The 18,764-nt window shown below is 65.7% G+C and carries 15 protein-coding genes; 10 read left to right on the forward strand and 5 right to left on the reverse strand.

Features of this window, described 5'->3' with window-relative positions; genetic code table 11:
• Position 1: 1 nt before the first annotated feature.
• From SB764_RS19850 to aroQ, 4 genes are read left to right on the forward strand one after another with little or no spacing between them, the layout of a single operon-like run.
• Positions 2 to 463: a MaoC family dehydratase gene (locus SB764_RS19850; RefSeq protein ID WP_183715485.1), complete on the forward strand. Its 462-nt coding sequence runs from the start codon at positions 2 to 4 to the stop codon at positions 461 to 463.
• Positions 460 to 1,674 carry a CaiB/BaiF CoA transferase family protein gene (locus SB764_RS19855; RefSeq protein ID WP_183715483.1) on the forward strand — a complete coding sequence of 405 codons (1,215 nt, stop codon included), beginning with the start codon at positions 460 to 462 and terminating at the stop codon, positions 1,672 to 1,674. The genes SB764_RS19850 and SB764_RS19855 overlap by 4 nt, the downstream gene beginning before the upstream one ends.
• 7 nt (positions 1,675 to 1,681) lie before the next feature.
• Positions 1,682 to 2,515 carry a shikimate dehydrogenase gene (aroE, locus tag SB764_RS19860; protein ID WP_065059069.1) on the forward strand — a complete coding sequence of 278 codons (834 nt, stop codon included), beginning with the start codon at positions 1,682 to 1,684 and terminating at the stop codon, positions 2,513 to 2,515.
• A gap of 19 nt (positions 2,516 to 2,534) precedes the next feature.
• Positions 2,535 to 3,005 carry a type II 3-dehydroquinate dehydratase gene (gene aroQ / locus SB764_RS19865; RefSeq protein ID WP_410864490.1) on the forward strand — a complete coding sequence of 157 codons (471 nt, stop codon included), beginning with the start codon at positions 2,535 to 2,537 and terminating at the stop codon, positions 3,003 to 3,005.
• A gap of 4 nt (positions 3,006 to 3,009) precedes the next feature.
• On the opposite strand, the gene SB764_RS19870 is transcribed toward aroQ, so the two are convergent.
• From SB764_RS19870 to SB764_RS19880, 3 genes are read right to left on the reverse strand one after another with little or no spacing between them, the layout of a single operon-like run.
• A complete protein-coding gene (locus SB764_RS19870; protein ID WP_410864492.1) occupies positions 3,010 to 3,483 on the reverse strand; it encodes a hypothetical protein in 474 nt (157 codons plus the stop codon).
• On the reverse strand, positions 3,467 to 4,828 hold the full coding sequence (locus SB764_RS19875) for an ATP-binding protein (RefSeq protein ID WP_322003886.1): 1,362 nt from the start codon (positions 4,826 to 4,828) through the stop codon (positions 3,467 to 3,469). Before SB764_RS19875 ends, SB764_RS19870 begins: the two co-directional genes overlap by 17 nt.
• Entirely contained in the window at positions 4,797 to 5,552 is a 756-nt protein-coding gene (locus SB764_RS19880) for a response regulator transcription factor (RefSeq protein ID WP_074985059.1), read from the reverse strand. Before SB764_RS19880 ends, SB764_RS19875 begins: the two co-directional genes overlap by 32 nt.
• Before the next feature lie 177 nt (positions 5,553 to 5,729).
• Between SB764_RS19880 and SB764_RS19885 the strand changes: the two genes are divergently transcribed.
• The 6 genes from SB764_RS19885 (at position 5,730) to SB764_RS19910 (ending at position 16,689) form a co-directional block, all read left to right on the forward strand.
• Entirely contained in the window at positions 5,730 to 7,085 is a 1,356-nt protein-coding gene (locus SB764_RS19885) for an MdtA/MuxA family multidrug efflux RND transporter periplasmic adaptor subunit (RefSeq protein WP_183715477.1), read from the forward strand.
• Positions 7,082 to 10,207 (forward strand): multidrug efflux RND transporter permease subunit, encoded by a 3,126-nt coding sequence (locus tag SB764_RS19890; protein ID WP_183715475.1) that lies wholly within the window; start codon positions 7,082 to 7,084, stop codon positions 10,205 to 10,207. The genes SB764_RS19885 and SB764_RS19890 overlap by 4 nt, the downstream gene beginning before the upstream one ends.
• A complete protein-coding gene (locus SB764_RS19895) occupies positions 10,204 to 13,527 on the forward strand; it encodes an efflux RND transporter permease subunit (RefSeq protein WP_410864495.1) in 3,324 nt (1,107 codons plus the stop codon). The genes SB764_RS19890 and SB764_RS19895 overlap by 4 nt, the downstream gene beginning before the upstream one ends.
• Positions 13,524 to 14,996, forward strand: coding sequence for an efflux transporter outer membrane subunit (locus tag SB764_RS19900; RefSeq protein WP_410864497.1), 1,473 nt, complete (start codon positions 13,524 to 13,526; stop codon positions 14,994 to 14,996). The genes SB764_RS19895 and SB764_RS19900 overlap by 4 nt, the downstream gene beginning before the upstream one ends.
• A gap of 22 nt (positions 14,997 to 15,018) precedes the next feature.
• Positions 15,019 to 15,810, forward strand: coding sequence for a response regulator (locus SB764_RS19905; RefSeq protein WP_410864499.1), 792 nt, complete (start codon positions 15,019 to 15,021; stop codon positions 15,808 to 15,810).
• Between the two features lie 210 nt (positions 15,811 to 16,020).
• Positions 16,021 to 16,689, forward strand: a complete 669-nt coding sequence (locus tag SB764_RS19910; protein ID WP_410864501.1) for an RraA family protein — start codon at positions 16,021 to 16,023, stop codon at positions 16,687 to 16,689.
• A 163-nt stretch (positions 16,690 to 16,852) separates the two neighbouring features.
• On the opposite strand, the gene SB764_RS19915 is transcribed toward SB764_RS19910, so the two are convergent.
• Positions 16,853 to 17,407 carry a zinc-binding dehydrogenase gene (locus SB764_RS19915; protein WP_410864503.1) on the reverse strand — a complete coding sequence of 185 codons (555 nt, stop codon included), beginning with the start codon at positions 17,405 to 17,407 and terminating at the stop codon, positions 16,853 to 16,855.
• Positions 17,408 to 17,544: 137 nt separating this feature from the next.
• Positions 17,545 to 18,384 carry a GNAT family N-acetyltransferase gene (locus tag SB764_RS19920; protein WP_410864505.1) on the reverse strand — a complete coding sequence of 280 codons (840 nt, stop codon included), beginning with the start codon at positions 18,382 to 18,384 and terminating at the stop codon, positions 17,545 to 17,547.
• Positions 18,385 to 18,764 lie beyond the last annotated feature (380 nt).

Below are 18,764 nucleotides of genomic sequence, written 5' to 3' on the forward strand. Positions count from 1 at the left end.
CATGAGCATCATCGAAAAAACCTGGGACGACGCGCGCGAAGGCGACGAATGCGTGAGCCCGACTTACGTCGTCACAAAAGAGCGCATTCTCGCCTACGCCGATCTCACGGGCGATCACACGCCGGTGCATGTCGATGAAGACTACGCGAACGCCAGCCATTTCGGTTGTCTCGTCGCGCATGGGCTGTTCGGTCTGTCGATCGCCGACGGCCTGAAAACGCAGAGCGATTATCGTTTTCTGCCGGGCATGTCGCTGGGGTGGAGCTGGGACTTCGTTTTGCCGATCAAGGTGAACGACGTGCTGCACGTGAAGTTTCGCGTCGGCTCGATGCGGCCTAGCCGAAGCCGTCCCGATTGGGGCATCGTCGTGCTGCCTTCGGAACTCGTCAACCAGCACGGCGACGTCGTGCAGCGCGGCGAGCATCGCCTGATGGTGCCACGCCGTCCCCGAGGTGCGCGATGAAACAGGCGCGTCCACTCGAAGGAATTCGCGTTGTCGATTACAGCCACTTTCTCGCGGGTCCGTATGTGGGGCGCTGCCTCGCGGCGCTCGGCGCGGAAGTGATCAAGGTCGAGCGCCCCGGCGGCGGCGACGCCGGACGTCAGCATGCGACCGTGCTCGACGCGCGCAGCAGCGGCTATTTTCTGCAGCTCAACATGGGCAAGCGCGGCGTCAGCGTCAATATGAAAGACCCGCGCGGCAAGGCCTTCATGGAGCGTCTCTGCGATTCGGCGGACGTGTTCGTGGAGAACTATCGTCCCGGCGCGCTCGACAAGCTCGGGCTCGGCTATGAGGCGCTGTCGGCACGCAATCCAGGCCTTGTTTACTGCTCGATTTCGGCTTACGGCCACACGGGACCGGACGCGCATCGCGCCGGTTTCGGCCTGATCGCCGAAGCGAAGAGCGGCATCATGCAGATGGTCGGCACGCCGGGCGAGCGCCCGCCCTTGCTGCGCATCTCGCTCGGCGACATGTACACGGGCATTCATGCGGTGGCGGCGATCAATGCGGCGCTGCTCGGCCGCGTAAAGAGCGGTCGCGGCCAGCATATCGACATGGCGCTGTACGACACGCTGGTGTCGATGCACGAGTACGCGGTTCAGTGCTATACGCTCGCGGATGTGCTGCCCGAACAGACCGGCCACGATATGCCGGGCTCGACGCTCTACGGCGTGTTTCGCGCGACCGACGGCGATCTCGTGATCGCGGCCCAGGTGGACGACGCGTGGAAGCGTTTCGCCGCGCTGATCGAAGCGAGCGGCGGCCCGCGCGGCTTTGGCGCCGACGCGCGCTTTCACGACAGTGTGGGGCGCAACACGCATCGGCTCGATATTCTCGCCGTGGTCGAACCGTGGGTGGCGGCGCGCACGGTGGCGCAGATTCTCGCTCTGCTCGATGGCATCGATGTGCCTTGCGCGAAGGTGCAACGCATCGACGAAGTGATCGCCGATCCGCAGATTCAGGCGCGCGGCATGATCGTCGAACAGGAGCATCCGCGTTACGGCACGCTGCGTCTGCCCAATCTGCCGTTTCGTTTTTCCGCGTGCGATACGACGATCTGCGAAGTCGCGCCCGATCTGGGTCAGCACAATGCGGAAATCGCGCAATCGCTCGGCTTCACGCCCGCCGAGATCGATGCGATGCAAACCGATGGCGTGCTGTTCGAACAGTGAGGCCGCAATGAAGGATGCATATGCAGTCATTGGCCATCCGGTCGGCCATACGAAATCGCCGCTGATTCACGGCCTGTTTGCCGAAGCGACGCAGCAGGCGATGCACTACACCGCGATCGAAGCGCCGCGCGAACCGGCAGGCGCGTTTGCAGCGACGGTGCGCGAATTCATCGCGGCGGGTGGCAAAGGGTTGAATATCACCGCGCCGTTCAAGCTCGCCGCATTCGAAATGGCCGACGCGCGCAGCGAACGCGCGACGCTCGCGGGCGCGGCGAACGCATTCAAGTTCGAAGACGGCAGGATTATCGCGGAGAACTTCGATGGGATCGGTTTGCTGCGCGATATCGAGGTGAATCTGCGCACGCCGCTCGCCGGGAAGCGGGTGTTGCTGCTCGGCGCGGGCGGCGCGGCGCGCGGTGCGTTGCTGCCGTTTCTGGGCGCGCGGCCCGTTGAACTGGTGATCGCGAATCGTCATGTCGAGAAGGCGCGGGCGTTGGCGGCGCAACTGGCCGCACACGGCCGGATCAGCGCCTGCGCCTACGGCGAACTCGAACGCAGGGGGCGTTTCGATCTGGTGATCAACGCGACTTCCGCGAGCCTGACCGGCGATCTGCCGCCGGTGCCGCCGGGCGTTTTCAGTCCGCGTGGCACGGCTTATGAGCTGGCTTATGGCAAGCGACTGACGCCGTTTCTGCGGCTCGCGCGCAATGCGGGCGTGGCGGGTGTGGCCGATGGTGTGGGTATGCTGGTGGAGCAGGCCGCCGAAGCATTTGCATGGTGGCGCGGCGTGCGCCCGGAGACGCAGGCGGTCATCGACCGGCTGACGGTGCCGCTCGATTGAGCGCGAACAAGGAGACGAAGTGACGACGATTCTGATGTTGCACGGCATTAATCACAACATGTTCGGCAAGCGCGATCCGCGCCAATACGGAACCATCACGCTCGAACAGATCGACGCGCAATTGCAGGCGCTCGCGCGCGAACTGGAGGTACGCGTGGAGTCGTTCCAGACCAATAGCGAAGGCGCGATGTGCGAGCGCATTCATCGCGCTTTCGAAGACAGTGTCGATGCGGTGCTGATCAATGCGGGAGCGTGGGCGCATTACAGCTACGGCATTCGCGATGCGCTCGCGATCCTGACCTGTCCCGTGGTCGAACTGCACATGTCGAACATTCACGCGCGCGAGGCGTTCAGGCATCGATCCGTGTTCGCGGAAATCGTGACGGGCCAGATTGGCGGATTCGGCTCGCAGAGCTATTTGCTGGCGCTGCGCGCGGCCGCGGACGCGGCATCGGTGCAGCAGGCTGAGCGTGTTCAATCCGCAACGTGATCCATCACTCGTGACGCAAGGCGAATGATCCCAGATCGTCAAGATGCCTAAGCAATGCCTCGACGTCGTTCGGTGCATGAGCGAAACCTTCGGCTTCGCCGTCCCGCAGACTGACCTTGCGGCTCGCATGTCCGTGAAGCCAGCCGCACAGCCCCGCGCCGAGCACCGGCCATACCGCCTGGCTCGCCGGCAGCGCGAATTGCAGCGCGGTCGACGGCGCTTCGCCGTCACGGGGCGGCCTTTGAGGCGCGGGCGTCAATCCCGTTCCGCCGTCCAGCCGGATCGTTCGCGCCGCGCGCCGCGCATCGTAGAGAAACGCGAGCGCCGCTTCATGGCTGGCGGGATGCAACACCAGATGAACGAGTTTCGTATCCACTTCGCTGGCTCGTCGACGCAGGGTTGAGAACAGGGGATCGACAGCGGTCGTCGCGCCGACGCGCGAGCATCGACGCACGCGACCCTCAAAACTCCACGGCATGCCTGAGCTGGACGCGCGCGGTCAGGCCGGAAGGGCGGCGGTTGAAGAGCGTGAGATGGCCGTCATGCGCGCGCACGATGTCGCGCACGATCGCGAGTCCGAGCCCGACGCTGCCCGGCTGGCTGCCGCGCGACGGATCGAGACGCACGAACGGTTCGAGCACGTCGCGCAGCCGCGTTTCGGGAATGCCCGGACCGTCGTCGCTGACGTCGATGAGAATCGTGTCGTCGCGCACCGAGGCCACGACCACCACGGTCTCGCCGAATCGCAAGGCGTTGTCGATCAGATTCGCCATCACGCGCTGCATGCCGTCGGGGCGGCAGAAGTAGCGGATCTGGCGCGGGCCGTCATAGCGGATCGCCGCGCCGGCTTCCTCGTACTCGTCGCACACGGTCGCAATCAACGCGCTCAGATCGAGCCATTCCTTGTTTTCGTTGTCGTTGCCCGTATTCAGATACGACAGCGCCGAGGACACCATCGTCTGCATCAGGTCGATGTCCTTGCGCACTTTGTCGCGCATGGACGGGCTTTCGTTGGTGTCGATCTGTAGACGCATGCGCGTGAGCGGCGTACGCAGATCGTGGCTCACGGCCGCGAGCATGCGCGTGCGGTTGTGCAGCGACTGCGTGATGCGCTCCTGCATCAGGTTGAACGCATGCGCGGCGCGGCGGATTTCGAGCGGACCTTCTTCCTCGATCGGCGCGAGCGCGATGTCGCGGCCGAACGCGTCGGCCTTGTCGGCGAGACGGCGCAGCGGACGCACCACCAGCGACACGGCCCACACCGACATGCCGAGCACGCCGACGCACATGAACAGAATCGCGCCATAGAACGGGAAGCGAAGGCGCGGCGGCTCGGGGCCGATGTGCTGCGTGCGGACTTCGAGTTGCGCGTCGTCGCCGGGCAGTTTGACGAGCACCTGGATCGTGCCGCCGGGATCGGTCTTGTCGCAGGAATGCACGCTGACCGTCGCGCCGATGTCGCGCAGTTCGTCGCGCAGCGTGTGATACAGCTCGCCGTTGTCGAGCGTGTTGACGGTGCAGCGCGCGGGCGTGGTCGTCATGCCGAGCACGTAGTCGGGCGTCTGCATGACGGCCGCCGTGTGTGCGCGCGCCTCGACGGGCAAGCGCGCGAGCACGCGCGCGAAGTTCGCGATGCGGAAGGTCGGCTGCCACGGCCACGGCGGTTTGGGCGGGCCGCTCGGGTTGAGCAGCAGCAGCGTGAAGAGCGCGAACGTGACGCTCGACGAGCACACGATGATCGCGAGAATCTGGCCGAGCGTGGTGGAAAAGAAGCGGCGCATCACGCGTGCATCACTCGAAAACGACGTCGCGCTGGAAGGCATAGCCGTCCGCGCGCACGGTGCGTATGGTTTCGTCGAGCGGATCGTCGCCGCTGAGCTTGCGGCGCAGGCGGCTGACGAGCAGATCGATCGAGCGCGCGGCGATCGGGAAATCCTTGCCGCGCGTGAGGGCGATCAGTTGTTCGCGCGAGAGCACCTGGCGCGCGTGGCGGCAGAACACGAGCAGCAGATCGGTTTCCGCGCCCGTGAGCGGAATGCGCAGGCCCGTGGGCGAGCGCACGAAACGCCGGTACGGATAGAACGTGTGTCCCGCGAACGCAGCCACGAGCTCGGCGCCGGGGTCGCGCGCGGCGTCGCCGGGCGCGGCGCTCTGGCTGGTCTGGGCGGGCTCCGCGCCGCTCGGCGGACGCCGCAAGGCGGAACGGATGCGCGCGAGCAGTTCGCGCAGATCGAAGGGCTTGGAGACGTAGTCGTCGGCGCCGAGTTCGAGGCCGATCACCTTGTCGGTGGTCTCGACGAGCGCGGTCAGCATGATGATGCGCGGACCGCCTGAGGCGCGCAGACGGCGGCACAGCTCCAGCCCGTCCATGCCCGGCAACATCACGTCGAGCAACACCAGCTCGACGCTCTCCTGCGCGAGCATCGCGAGACCCTGTTCGGCGCTCCCGGCCACCCGCGTGCGATAGCCTTTGCCGCTCAGGAATTGAGCCAGCGGCGCACTGATGTCGGGGTCGTCTTCGACGATGAGAATGGGAACGTTGTTCAAGGGAGGGCGGCAGCGGAGAGGCGTGTGGAGTTCGCTTTCATTGTCCGATAATTCGCTGACGATCGGGCTGCATATCGTGTGTCAATCTGGCTACATTGTGTTGATTCCATTAAAAATCAACAAGATATGAGCGTCATGCCGTATCGTTCGCGGCTTCATTCACGTATTGCGAACGGCATGGACAAGCGCGTAGAGCCCCCCCGAGCACCCGATGAAACCCCCGTGCGCGAGCCGCACGAAACACGCTCGCAGCGGCGTCGCCGCGTCTGGCCGTGGGCGCTGCTGCTGCTCGGCGTCGCCGCGGGCGCGCTGTTCGCGCTGCGTCCCCACGCGCCTGGCGCGGGCGGCCCGCCGGGCTTGCCGGGCGGACCCGGCGGCCCGGGTGGCCCCGGTGGTCCGATGAGTGGCATGGCGCAGTCGGTCGGCGTCGCCACCGCCGCGACGGGCGACGTGCCCGTGCGCCTGAGCTCGCTCGGCACCGTGACGTCGCTCGCGACCGTCACCGTCAAATCGCAGATCAGCGGCTATCTCCAGTCGATTGATTTCCGCGAAGGCCAGCACGTGAAGAAGGGCGACGTGCTCGCGCAGGTCGATCCGCGCCAGTACGAAGTGCTGCTCAAGCAATATCAGGGGCAGGTCGTGAAGGACAAGGCGCTGCTCGACAACGCGCGCCTCGATCTCGCGCGCTACCAGCGCCTCGCGAAAACCGACTCGGTTTCGCAGCAGACGCTCGACACCGCCGAGGCCACCGTGCGCGAGTACGAAGGCACGGTGCTGACCGATCAGGCGCAGGTCGACGCCGAAAAGCTCAATCTCACCTATTGCCGCATCGTGTCGCCGGTCGACGGACGCGTGGGGCTGCGTCAGGTCGACGTCGGCAACTACGTGACGGCGTCGGACACGGACGGCGTGGTCGTCGTGACCGAGACCGATCCGATTTCGGTCGTGTTCACGCTGCCCGAGGACGATCTGGGCCGCCTCAACAAGCGCCTCGCGAGCGGCGCGCGTCTGCAGGTGACGGCCTACGACCGCTCAGGCGAGGAGAAGCTCGCGGACGGCGTGCTCGACACCGTCGACAACCAGATCGACACCACGACCGGCACCGTGAAGCTGCGCGCGCTGTTCAAGAACGCCGACGGCGCGCTGTTCCCGAACCAGTTCGTCAATATCTCGCTGCTGCTCGACACGCTGCACGGCGCGGTGACGATTCCGTCCGAGGCCGTGCAGACCGGCACGCCGGGCACCTTCGTCTATCGCGTCAACGACAATCAGACCGTGTCGCTGCGCAAGGTGCGCGTGGGCGCATCGGCCAACGGCCGCACCGCCGTGCTCGCGGGGCTGGCGGCGGGCGATCGCCTTGTCGTCGACGGCGCCGATCATCTGAGCGACGGCGCGAAGATCCGCGAGCCGAAGCAGGGCGCCAGAAACGTCACGAAGGACGCGGGCAACGACGCAGGTAAAAGCGCGGGCAACGACGCGGGCAATAACGCAGGCAACGACAGCGCCGGCGCAAAGGCCCGCCCGCAGTCATGAATCCGTCGCGCCTCTTCATTCTGCGGCCGGTCGCGACGACCTTGCTGATGGCGGCGCTGCTCGTCGTCGGCCTCGTCGCCTGGCGCTTTCTGCCGCTCTCCGCACTGCCCTCGGTCGAATACACGACGATCCAGGTGCAGACCTTCTATCCGGGCGCGAGCCCGGACGTGATGACGTCCGCCGTCACCGCGCCGCTCGAAGATCAACTCGGCGAAATGGCGGGCCTTAAGCAGATGGCCTCGCATTCGTCGGCGGGCGCCTCGGTCATCACGCTGCAATTCGATCTCGCGGTGTCGATGGACGTCGCCGAGCAGGAAGTGCAGGCCGCCATCAACGCGGCCGACAGCCTGCTGCCGAGCGATCTGCCCGCGCCGCCCGTCTACGCGAAGGTCAATCCCGCCGACGCGCCGATCCTCACGCTCGCGATCACCTCGCCGACGATGCCGCTCACCGAGGTGCAGGCGCTCACGAACACGCGCATCGCGCAGAAGATTTCGCAGATGGCGGGCGTGGGCCTCGTCACGCTCTCGGGCGGCCACAAGCCCGCCGTGCGCGTGCGCCCGAACATTCGCGCGCTGGCCGCTTACGGCCTGAACGTCGACGACTTGCGCACCACGCTCACGAACGTCAACACGAATGCGCCGAAGGGCTCGCTCGACGGCCCGCATCGCGCGTGGACGATCGACTCGAACGACCAGATCGAAGATCCCGAGCAGTATCTGGATACCGTGATTGCGTATCGCAGCGGTCGTCCCGTGCGTCTGCGCGATGTCGCCGACGTGGTGGCGGGCGCGGAAAACACGCAGCTCGCCGCGTGGAGCAACGACACGCCCGCGATCTTGCTGAACGTGCAGCGCCAGCCCGGCGCGAACGTGATCAAGGTCGCCGATTCGATCAAGGCGATGCTGCCTGCGCTCACGCGCGATCTGCCGTCGTCGGTGCATGTGGCGCTGCTCACGGACCGCACGACCACGATTCGCGCCTCGGTGAAGGACGTGCAGTTCGAACTCGCGCTCGCCGTCGCGCTGGTCGTGATGGTGATCTTCGTGTTCCTGCGCAACGTGCCCGCGACGCTGATTCCGAGCCTGTCGGTGCCGCTCTCGCTGGTCGGCACCTTCGCGGCGATGTATCTGTGGGGCTTCAGCCTCGACAACCTCTCGCTGATGGCGCTGACGATCGCCACCGGCTTCGTGGTCGACGACGCGATCGTCGTGATCGAGAACATCAGCCGCCACGTGGAAGCGGGCATGGAGCCGCTCGATGCCGCGCTGAAGGGCTCGCGCGAAATCGGCTTCACGATCATCTCGCTCACGGTCTCGCTGCTCGCGGTGCTGATTCCGCTGCTGTTCATGGGCGACGTGATCGGGCGTCTGTTCTACGAGTTCGCGGTGACGCTCGCGGTGGCCATCGTGATCTCGGCGCTCGTCTCGCTCACGCTGGTGCCGATGCTGTGCGCGCGGCTGTTGCGCGCCGCGCCTCATGGCACGCACGGCACGCATGCAGCGTCGAAAGCACGCAAAGGCCGCGACTGGTTCGGTCCGATCATGACGCGCTACGACCGCGCGCTGACGTTCGCGCTCGATCACGAAAAGGCCACGCTCGCGGTCGCGGTGGGCACCTTCGCGCTCACGGCCGCGCTGTACGTGCTGATCCCGAAGGGCTTCTTCCCGACGCAGGATACGGGCGTGATCCAGGGCATCACCGAAGCCTCGCAATCGATCTCGTTCGAGCGCATGAGCGCGCTGCAAACGCAGCTCGCCGACGTCGTGCTGAAAGATCCGGACGTGGTGAGCCTGTCGTCGTCGGTGGGCGTGGACGGCAGCAACATGACGCTCAACATGGGCCGCATGCAGATCAACCTGAAGCCGAAGGACGAACGCAGCGCCTCGGCGAGCGAGATCATCCGCCGCCTGCAGAACGAAACCGCCGACGTGACGGGCATCGCGCTGCATATGCAGCCCGTGCAGGATCTGAGCGTGGATACGCAGGTGAGCGCGACGCAGTATCAGTTCATGCTCGACAACCCGTCGATGGACCAATTGAGCGTGTGGACGCCGAAGCTGGTGGCCGAACTGCGCAAGCAGCCCGAACTCGCCGACGTGACGAGCGATTTGCAGGACGCGGGTCTCGCCGCCACGGTGCAGGTCGATCGCGCGACCGCGGCGCGCTTCGGCATCACGCTCGCGACCATCGACAACGCGCTCTACGACAACTTCGGCCAGCGCATCGTCAGCACGATCTTCACGCAATCGGACCAGAAGCGCGTGATCATGGAGATCGATCCGAAGCTCGCGCGCGGCCTCAATGCGTTCGATTCGGTCTATCTGCCGTCGTCCACGGCGACCGATGGTCAGGTGCCGCTCTCGGCCGTCGCGCGCATCGTCACGAGCAAAAAACCGATCCAAATTTCGCACCTCGGCCAGTTCCCGGCCACGACCATTTCGTTCAATCTCGCGAAGGGCGCGTCGCTCGGCGCGGCGGTCAAGGCCGTCAAGCGCGCGGAAGCGTCGCTCGCGATGCCGGACAGTTTCGAAACGCGTTTCCAGGGCGCGACGGATGCGTTCCAGTCGTCGCTGTCGAGCGAGCTGTATCTCGTGCTCGCGGCGGTGCTGGTGATGTACGTGGTGCTCGGCGTGCTCTACGAGAGCTTCGTGCATCCGCTCACGATTCTCTCGACGCTGCCTTCGGCGGGCGTCGGCGCGCTGCTGGCGATGGCGCTCACGGGTGCGGATCTCGACATCATCGGCGTGATCGGCATCGTGCTGCTGATCGGCATCGTCAAGAAGAACGCGATCATGATGATCGACTTCGCACTCGTGGCCGAACGCGACGAAGGCCTCACGCCGCGCGAGGCGATTCATCGCGCGTGTCTGCTGCGTCTGCGCCCGATTCTCATGACGACGATGGCCGCGCTGATCGCCGCCGTGCCGCTCGCGCTCGGCACCGGCAGCGGTTCCGAATTGCGCCATCCGCTCGGCATCGCGATGATCGGCGGCCTGGTGTTCAGCCAGGCGCTCACGCTGTTCACGACGCCGGCCGTGTATCTCGCGATGGAGCGCATGGCGGCGTGGCTGCGCGCGCGCGGCTGGACGCTCAACGGCGCACAGCGAGGCGCGTCATGAATCTGAGCGCCGTGTTTATCCGGCGGCCGGTCGCGACCATTCTGGTGACGATCGCGATTGCCGCGGCGGGCGCGCTGGCGTTCGGCCGTCTGCCCGTCGCGCCGCTGCCCGCCGTGGACTTTCCGACCATCCGCGTGCAGGCGCAGATGTCGGGTGCGAGTCCCGAGACGATGGCGGCCACCGTGGCCGCGCCGCTCGAACGCCACCTCGGTCAGATCGCCGACGTCACCGAAATGACCTCGCAGAGCAGCGTCGGCTCGACCGACGTGATCCTGCAATTCGGTCTGGACCGCGATATCAACGGCGCGGCGCGCGACGTGCAGGCGGCGATCAACGCCGCGCGCGCCGATCTGCCGAGCGCGCTCAAGTCGAATCCCACCTATCGCAAGTTCAATCCCGCCGACGCGCCGATCCTGATCGTCTCGCTCACCTCGAAGACGCTCACGCCGGGCCAGCTCTACGACAGCGCCGCGACCGTGCTGCAACAGCGGCTCATGCAGATCGACGGCATCGGCAACGTCGACCTGAACGGCAGTTCGCTGCCGGCCGTGCGCGTCGAGCTGAACGCGGGCGCGCTGTTCAAATACGGCATCGGCCTCGAAGACGTGCGCGCCGCGCTTTCCGCCGCGAACGCGGACAGCGCGAAGGGCATGGTCAGCGACGGCGCGCTGCGCTGGCAGCTCTACGCCAACGACCAGGCCGAACGCGCCGACGAATACCGCAATCTGGTGGTCGCGTGGCGCAATAGCCGGCCCGTGTTCCTGCGCGACGTGGCCGAGGTGAACGACTCGGTCGAGAGCCTGCGCAACGCCGGTTATGTGAACGGCAAGCCCGCCGTGATGCTGTGGATCTTCAAGCAGCCGGGCGGCAATATCGTCGACGTGGTCGACCGCGTGAAAGCCGTGTTGCCGCAATTGCAGGCCGCGCTGCCGCCGGGCACCGAAGTCACGGTTTCCGACGACCGCAGCAGCACGATACGCGCGTCGCTCTCGCATACCGAACGCACGCTCGTGATCGCCGTGGTGCTGGTCGTGCTCGTGGTGCTCGCGTTCCTGCGCAACGTGCGTGCGACGCTGATTCCCGCCGTGACCGTGCCGGTGTCGATCCTCGGCACGTTCGGCGCGATGAAACTGTTCGGCTACAGCCTCGACAATCTTTCGCTGATGGCGCTGACCATCGCGACCGGTTTCGTCGTCGACGATGCCATCGTGGTGCTGGAAAATATCGCGCGCCATCGCGAACGCGGCGCGTCGCGTCTCGAAGCCGCCTTCGCGGGCGCGAAGGAAGTGAGCTTCACGGTGATCTCGATGAGCATGTCGCTGATCGCCGTGTTCCTGCCGATCCTGTTGATGGGCGGACTCGTCGGGCGGCTTTTCCGCGAGTTCGCGATCGTGCTGTCGATCGCGATTGCGGTGTCGATGATCCTCGCGCTCACGACCACGCCCACGCTGTGTGCGCTGCTGTTGCGCAGCGCCGAGGACGAAGCGGCGCAGCCGCGGCGCGACAATCGTTTCACGCGTTTCTTTGCACGCGTGAGCGACGCGCTGGGCCGCAGCTTCGACGCGGCGGAACGCGTTTATGAGCGCACGCTCGGCGCGGCGCTGCGTCATCCGCTGCTGGTGCTCTGCACCTTGATCGCCACGATTGCGCTGAACGTCGTGCTCTACGCCGTGGTGCCGAAAAGCCTGTTTCCGCAGCAGGACAGCGGCATGATGGGCGGCGGCATGATGGCCGACCAGAGCATTTCGTTTCAGGCGATGAGCGTGAAGGTCAAGCAGGCGCTCGCGATCGTCAAGGCTGATCCGGCGGTGCAGACCGTGGTGGGATTTACGGGCGGTCACGGCACCAATCAGGCCTTTACGAGCATCACGCTCAAGCCGCTCGACGAGCGCAAGGTGTCGGCGTTCACGGTGATGGCGCGGCTGCGCAGCAAGCTCGCGTCGATTCCCGGCGCGCAACTGATGATGTTCCCGCGCCAGGATCTGATGGTGGGCGGACGGCAGAGCTTCGCGCAGTTCCAGTACACGCTGCAAGGCGACGACACCGCGCAAGTCCAGCAATGGGCCACGCGTCTGACCGAGGCGCTCAAGCATGTTCCCGCGCTCGCCGACGTCAGCTCCGATCAGCAGAACGGCGGTCTTTCCGCGAAGGTCGTGGTCGATCGCGCGACGGCGATGCGCTTCGGTCTCACGCCGGACACGGTCGACGCGACGCTGTACGACGCGTTCGGCGAGCGCGAGGTGTCGACCATCTACAAGGCGCAGAACCAGTATCACGTGGTGATGGAGATCGCGCCGAAGTGGTTGCAGGACCCGTCGTCGCTGAACGATATCTATGTGAGCACCTCGGGCGCGGCGGCAAGCGGCACGTCGACGACGAACGCGGTTTCCGGCACGGTGACGAGCGCTTCGTCGTCGTCATCGAGCACGACTTCAAGCAGTTCGGCCACCAACGCCTCGACCAATTCGATCGCGACCAGCAGCGGCGGCAGCGTTTCGACGGGCGCGGCCGTGAGCACGTCGAGCAGCACGATGGTGCCGCTTTCCGCGTTCTCGAAGCTTGTGCAGGCGCACACGCCGGTCTCGGTGAATCACCAGGGCCAGGCCGTGGCCGTGACGATCTCGTTCAACCTCGCGCCCGGTCATCAACTCGCCGACGCGACCGCCGCCGTCGATCAGGCCGTCAAGGATCTGAACATGCCGAACACCGTGCACGGCGCGTTCGCGGGCACGGCGGGCAGCGCGCTCGCGGCGGCCTCGGCCATGCCCTTGCTGATCGGCGCGGCGCTGCTGGCCGTGTATGCGGTGCTCGGCATGCTCTACGAGAGCTATGTGCATCCGCTCACGATTCTGTCGACGCTGCCCTCGGCGGGCGTGGGCGCCGTGCTCGCGCTGCTCGCGACCAACACGGAGTTCTCGGTGATCGCGCTGATCGGCGTGTTTCTGCTGATCGGCATCGTCAAGAAGAACGCCATCATGATGGTCGATTTCGCGCTCGACGCGCAGCGCACGCAGAACCTCGCGCCCGCCGACGCCATTCGCGCCGCCTGCGTGATGCGCTTTCGCCCGATCATGATGACGACCTGCGCGGCGCTGTTCGGCGCGGTGCCGCTCGTGCTCGATCAGGGCATGGGCGCGGAACTGCGCCGACCGCTCGGCATCGCCATCATCGGCGGGCTCATCGTCAGCCAGTTGCTGACGCTCTACACGACGCCCGTCGTCTACCTCTATCTCGATCGCCTGCGCCATCGCGCGCGCGCCCTCTGGCGGCGCGTGCGTCCCGGTTCGTCCGGTGGCGCGATGACGGACACATCCGCATGAAGCTCGCACCTTTCCGTATCCGCAATTCTCTCTGCACGACCCTCGCCGTCGGCGCGGCGCTGCTCGCGCTGCAAGGCTGCACGGTCGGCCCCGACTATCGACGTCCCGACGTCGTCACGCCCGTCGCGTTCAAGGAAGCGCCTAAGGGCTGGAAGAGCGCGACGCCCGCCGACGCCGCCGCGCGCGGCGACTGGTGGAGCGTCTATCACGATCCCGTGCTCGACTCGCTCGTGCCGCAAGTGGCGATCAGCAACCAGAACCTGAAGGCCTACGAGGCCGCGTATCGCCAGGCACTCGCGGTCGTGCGCGAGGCGCGCGCGAATCTTGCGCCGACCGTCGCGCTCGCGCCGGGCGTCACGCGTTCGCGCAGCAGCAACACGACGGCGACGACGGGCTCGCTGGAAGCCAGCGCGTCGTGGGATCTGGATCTGTGGGGCAAGGTGCGCCGCCAGGTGGAAAGCGACAAGGCGAGCGCGCAGGCGAGCGCGGCGGAACTGGCGGATCTGACGCTGTCCGCGCAGGAATCGCTGGTGTCGGATTACTTTTCGATGCGGTATCAGGACTCGCTCACGCGTTTGCTGAACGACACCGTGAAGGCCTATGAGCGCAGCCTCGATATCACGCGCAATCAGTACGAAGCGGGCGTGGCCGCGCGCTCGGACGTGGTGACGGCGCAGACCACGCTCGCGACCGCGCGCGCGTCGGCCATCGCCGCCGAAGCGTTGCGCGACCAGTACGAGCATGCCATCGCGCTGCTGATCGGCCGTCCGCCTTCGGGGCTGACGATCGCGCCCGCCGAACTCGCGAGCGAGGTGCCGGACGTGCCGCTCGTGGTGCCGTCCGAACTGCTCGAACGCCGCCCCGATATCGCCGAGGCCGAGCGCACGATGGCGCAGGAAAATGCGCTGATCGGCGTGGCCGTGGCCGCGTACTATCCGACCATTTCGCTCTCGGGCGCGGCGGGCTATTCGGGCGTGCTGCCGCTGCTGAGCGCGGCCAACACGCTCTGGTCGATCGCGGCGAGCGGCAGCGAAACGCTGATCGACGGCGGCGCGCGCTCGGCGGCCGTCGACGCGGCGCGCGCGTCGTACGACCAGAGCGTCGCGAACTATCGGCAGACGGTGCTCACGGCGTTCCACGACGTCGAGGACGAACTGTCGAATCTGCGTGTGCTCGGCGAGCAGGCGGTCGCGCAGGACGAAGCCGTGAAGCTCGCGCGCCAGTCGGTGCAGATCTCGCTCGACGAATACGAGGCGGGCACCGTGACGTACACGACGGTCGTGACCGCGCAGGCCACGGCGCTGTCCAACGAGCAGACCGCGTTGCAGGTGCGTTCGAACCGGTTGATCGCGAGCGCCAGTTTGATCGAAGCGCTGGGCGGCGGCTGGGACGCGTCGCGCCTGGCAGGGACGGAGACGGCGCAAGCGTCAGACGACCCGCAAACGCTGCAAACGGCGCAAGGTCGATGAGGTGCTTGACGTGTATGGCGGTATGACAAGCGAGGTCGGTGCGAAGGCGAAGGCGAAGATGCGCGCCGACATGAAGCCCGTGTCCGCCCGTATTCTCGTGGTCGATCCTGACCGCGCGCTGTGTGAACTGCTCTCGCATTTTCTCGTCGAGGCAGGTTTCGAGGTGTCGCTGTTGTCGACGCCGACGCAGTTGCCGCACGACGTGCGCGCCGCGTCGCCCGATCTCGTGCTGATGGAGCGCAGCTTTCCTGACGTCGATGGCTTTGCGTCGCTCAAGGCGTTGCGCGGACACGGCGACGCCACGCCGGTCATCCTGTTCTCGTCGCTCGCCGATGCGATCGATCGCGTGATCGGTCTCGAACTCGGCGCCGACGATTACCTCGCCAAACCCTTCGTGCCGTCCGAACTGCTGGCGCGCATTCGCGCCGTGTTGCGCCGCACGTCGGCTCGCGCGCAGGTCGCGGTGCCGGAGGCGGCCGTTACGTGGAACGATGTGCGCGGCTTGCGCGATTGCTGCTTTGGCCCATTCCGGCTCGTGTTCGCGTCGCGTACCTTGCTGCGCGACGGCGAGCCGCAAAGCATGACGGACAGCCAGTTCGCGCTGCTCGCGGTGTTCGCGCAGCGGCCGATGGAAACGCTTTCGCGCAGCCGCCTCGTCACGCTCACGCGCGGCTGCATTCGCGACAGCAGCATGACGGTGGCCGTGGCGCGGCTTCGCACGCTGCTGGAGGCCGACCCCACGCGGCCGCGCTGGATACGGACGGTGCGCGGCGAAGGGTATTGCTTCGTGCTCGATCCGGACGGGCAGGCGTGAGGCGAGTCTGGCGGGGGAGAGGTCGCTTCGCGCTCGACGCGGCGCGCTGAAGCGCTGACACGGGGATGTCGATCAATAAGTCTTTGTTATCGCGGGAGAACGAATCAATCTTGGTGTTATCGCGGCCTCGCCTATAACGTGTGAATCAGCTCGCACGCGTCCCGTATGCGTGCTTCCCGCTGCTTCAACACATGGGGTTGGATCTCTACTATGTACAAGGCAATCAACAAGATTCCCTCGGCGCCACAGGCGACGCCTGCAACTATTGCGGCTTTGCGTGAACTTCCGGTTTCGACACTGAGCGACAGTATGCATCGCAACACGGGAACGTCAAGGCTCCGGCCGTATCATCGGCTGGGCAAGCTGACCATGGCGGGCACCGCGGTGACGGTGCGCTCGCGCGGCGGCGACAATCTGGCGTATCTGCGAGCGCTCGATTTTTGCCGTCCGGGAGATGTGCTCGTGGTCGACGCCGGTGGCGATCTGAACAACGCCGTGGTGGGGGGCATCCTGTCGTTCTACGCGGCGTCAGCGGGCCTGGCCGGACTCGTGGTCGACGGTGCGATCCGCGATGTCGCCGAAATCCGCGAGCGTGATTTCCCGCTTTATGCGCGGGGTGTAACGCATCGTGGTCCCTACAAGGATGGCCCGGGTGAGATCAACGTGCCGGTGTGCGTCGACGGCATGGTGGTGCATCCGGGCGACATCGTGGTCGGCGATCAGGATGGCTTGCTTGCCATTCCCCAGGCCGACGCGGAGTCCGTGATCGAGAAGGCGAGGGCCGTCGTGAAGGCCGAAGCGGAAACGATGCGCGCGATGCGCGAGGGACGCTGGAGCCGTGAGTTTGTCGACGCGCTCGAAAGCCGCAGCAACAATTAAAGCCGTCTCTTCCGACGATCTGAACGCCGGCATTGAACGATGCCGGCGTTTTTTATGAGCACGTTTCTGCGAGGACTGTTGCGGGCAGGAAGGGCACGGCTGGAGGAGTCGGAGGTGCGTTCCCCATCGCGCGATGAACGAGGGAAACGCACGGGTCAAGCGATCAGTCGAATATCATGACGACCTTCATCGAGGTCGAGCGATTGCCTGCGGTCTGGAAGGCGCTGAGCGATTCCTGATACGGAAAGATGTCCGAAATCAGCGGCCTGAAGTCGATAAGGCGTTTGTTCAGCAATTCGACGGCGGTGGCGAATTCTTCGTGGAAGCGAAATGCGCCACGCAGATCGAACTCCTTGGCGACGATTACGTTGATCGGCAAGGTCATCTCACCGCCAAGACCAACCTGAACGACGATGGCGCGCGGCTTGAGCACGTTGAATGCGCCGCATAGCGCCGCAGCATTCCCGCTGGCCTCGAACAGCACATCGAACCAGCCTTTGCCGATTGCATAGCGATCGAGCGCGTCCGGCGTCTGCGCGATATTCACGGTGGCGTCGGCGCCCACGCGGCTCGCGCATTCCAGCGGGAGCGAGTTCATGTCCGTGACGACGATTTCCGCAGCGCCGGCGCGTCGCGCGGCCGCGACGATCAACGCGCCAATCGGACCCGATCCCGTGACGAGAACCCGCTTGCCGAGCAGCGGGCCCGCGCGGTTCACCGCGTGTAGCGCTACGGCAGCGTCGGCGGCCCCATGAACCGATCTTTGGGGGCCGACGAACAAGGTGCTCGCACGGGCGCTGGTTCGTCTTCACGCGGAACGCGTGGACGTTGACGCGGTCTGCGTCGTTTGGGCTGTTATCCCAGCGCCTGGTTGATCACCGCGTAATAGCGCCAGTTATTGTCGAGTTCGCCGAACTGAGCATTCTCGGCGATGTTGCGGACCATTCGCACCACATGGCTTGCGGGCGTCAGACCCAGATGGCGAAGCCACGGACCCAGGTTCGCTGTTTCCGGTGCGTCGACCCGCACAACGTCGCCTGCATGCTGCGCCAGCCAATGACCGATCAGCCGCTTCGCCCGCGCATCGTCATGCGACGGAGCGGCGATCACCGGACCGATCGCATAGCCCAATCCAAACGGTCTGATCAGCGAAAACCCGACAATTTCCCCCTCGCGCTCGATCACCACGCCGCGTGCCAGGGCTCGCAGCGACAGCAATATGTCACGCCGGTCCAGTCCGCAAGCACGCGACGCCATCTGAATGACCGCAGGCATGTCTTCATCCGCGAGCTCCCGCAGGGTCTCCTGTTCGAGTGCGTGTTTCTCCGGAATATGCGCGGGAATCCCGCGGTACTGAGTCAGCGTGCCACAAGCCCGGAAGCCGACGCTTTCATACAGGGGCTTACCTGCTGCGGTGGCGTAGAGAAACGTCATGCGGTTCCCTGCTACGTTCGCGACATGCTCCAGCAGACGCCGCCCGATGCCGCAGCCTTGCCGTTCCGGAGCGACGATCAGCATGCCGAGCGTGGCGCGATCGTCGCCGAATGTCCAGCAGAAGGCCGTGCCGATGATCGCGTCTTCTGAACACGCGACGTAGCCATTCCCGGCCGCAGCGGCGAAACGCCAATCCTCTTGCCGGTGCGCCCAGCCGACAGCGGCTGAAAGCCGGGCTGCCGCTTCGACGTCGCCCATCATGAAAGGGCGGTAGTGGAGAGTACCGGTGCGGGCTGAACTGAGCATAGGCGGCGACGGGCGTTGCGACGTGAACTCGGGTGGAACGTGCAATCTTCCACACGACTCGGGCGGAGGATAGGACGTTCTTCTCACGAAACTTCACACCGGCTGACCGAACGTCCATCGGGAATGGATCGATCCGTCGATTCAATATAATGATGGGGATGGTGAGCCACCCCGGGCGGCAACCCCCTTCTCTTCTTTTCGCGCGCTGTCGGTGCATCGAATCGGGCAGTTCATTGCGACCCCGCAAATTTATTTTTGATCACTGGTCAAAGATTCTGTGTTCACTATACTGAAATCCAGTGAGCTAATTTTCATTTGTCGACGGGTCGATACTG

This window comes from Paraburkholderia sp. SIMBA_027, from assembly GCF_046535315.1.
Classification (GTDB): domain Bacteria; phylum Pseudomonadota; class Gammaproteobacteria; order Burkholderiales; family Burkholderiaceae; genus Paraburkholderia; species Paraburkholderia tropica.